This is a genomic window from Acidovorax sp. KNOB132 (genome assembly GCF_057541515.1).
In genome coordinates, this window is record NZ_BAAJYT010000446.1 from 1 (window position 1) to 1,935 (window position 1,935).

Here is a 1,935-nt window from a genome sequence, read left to right on the forward strand (position 1 = left end):
TGCCATTCGAACCGCTCGCCGGCAGCGGTGCGGGCCGTGCCTGCGGCGGCCGGGGCCAGCAGGCCCGCCGCCTGCAATTGGCGCTGCAGGGTCTGCCAGCCGCCGTTCCAGCGGGTGGTGAGCTGGGCGTCGCCCTGCATGGATGCGCCGCGCAGGGCGGTGGCCAGGCCGGGCAAGGACTCGATCCAGCGCTGCACGCGCTGCGCATCGGCCACCCGCAGCTCCAACTGGCCGTTGCCCGCCCGGGGAGCGATCTGGCCATCCATCTGGGCCGTGGCACCCGGCACGGTGGCCTGCAACTGTCCTTTGACCGACAGGTCGGCCGTGCCGATCTGCAACTGGCGTGCATTCACCTGTGCCTGCAGGGCATCGAGCTGCAGGCGGGCGAGCGCCAGCCGGCTGCCTTGCCAGGTGCCTTCGGTGGCCAGGCGCTCGACGCGCAAGGCTGCCGGCGCGCCGGTGCGCCGGGGTGCCGCGGCACCGGTGGCACGCAGGTCGGCGGAAAAGCGCACCAGCGGTTCGCCGTCGCCGCCTTCGCTGCGGGCCTGCGCCTGCCCGGCGACGGGGGTGGAGTCCAGGGTGCTGTAGAGGGCGCTGGGGCGCAGGCCACGCACTTCGGCACGGCCTTCCATGGCGCGCGTGGCGGGGGTGAAGCGGCCCTGCAGCGCCACGCTGCCGTTGCCGATGCGCGCGGTGGCGTTGGGCACGGTCCACTGCGTGCCGTCGAAGGCGGCCTGGGCATCGATGCTTTCCAGGGGCAGCCGGCGCTGGTCCCACGGTCCCGGCACGGCGTTGCGCAACTGGGCACCGATGGCCCAGCCTGCGGCGGTGGCACCGGGTACGGCAGCAGCGGCCGGGTCCACGCGCAACTGCCCGCTCAGCGAGGTCACGGGAGCTTGCGGCCACAGGGCGGCCAGATCCAGGGATTCGACGTCGGCGCGCGCCTGCAGCACCGGCTGCGCAGCCCAGGGTGCGATCTCGGCCTGCACGTCGGCACGCATCGGTTCGGCGGGCGCCGCGGGGCGGGCTGCGGGCTTGTTGGGTTTTGCGGGTTTGGCGGACGGGGCAGGGCCGGGGCTGGAGGCTCCCGCTGCGGGCGAAGCCACTGTCAATGGCTCGGCGGCCTGTGCCTGCAATTGGGCGGTGATCTGCAGCCGTGCGGCTGCGGTGGCCAACGTGCCTTTGGCCTCGGCATGGGCCTTGGCTTCGATGTCGTCGCCGCCGCCCGGCGATGCCGTGCGCACGGTGCCGTCGGCCTTCAGCTCCAGCGCCATCGGCGCCTGGGCCTGCACGGTGGCCTGGCCGGAATAGTGGCCCTGGGCGAAGGCCACGCCGTCCAGCGCCAGCCGGTGGTGGGTGCCGTCGTAGCGGTAGTGGCCTGCCAGCCCCTGCGCGGTGACCGGGCTGGGCGCGGCCCAGGTGATGGTGTCCACGCGGAACGGCAGGTCGATGCGCAGCGGCAGTTCCAGCGATTGCAGCGGCTGTGGCAGCGTGTCGGGTTCGGTGCGGGGCGGGCCCTGCGGGATGATCTTGACCTCGGCCGCATGCACTTCGCCCAGCGTGAGCTGGCGCTGCAGCAAGGGCGCCAGCTGCCAGGCAATGCGCGCATCGTTGACTTCCACCGCCAGCGTGGGGCTGCTCCAGCGCAGCCAGCCGATGTGGCCGCCGGCGCGCAGTGAACCAGTCACGTCGCGGGTCTCGAGTTGCTGGTCGGCGGGAAGGTAGCGTGCCGCGCGGTCCAGCGTGGTGGCCAGCGAGGCCTGGCCGCCGGCCCACCACCAGGCCGCACCGAGGACGAGGGCGACCAGGGCCAGCAGCGCGGCGAGGGTCCAGGCGGCGATGCGCCAGCCGCGCCGGGCGCCGGGGTGCGGAACGGGCGCCGCGGCGGCGTAGGGGTTGCGGGGAGCGCGCGTTGCCATGGGTCTTTCAGATGGC

General features: G+C 74.1%; 1 protein-coding gene. It reads right to left on the bottom strand.

The features are described from left to right. A partial coding sequence (locus AC27IO_RS23565; protein WP_498741086.1) for a translocation/assembly module TamB domain-containing protein occupies positions 1–1,919 on the bottom strand: 1,919 nt, incomplete at its 3' end. Between the last annotated feature and the right edge of the window lie 16 nt (positions 1,920–1,935).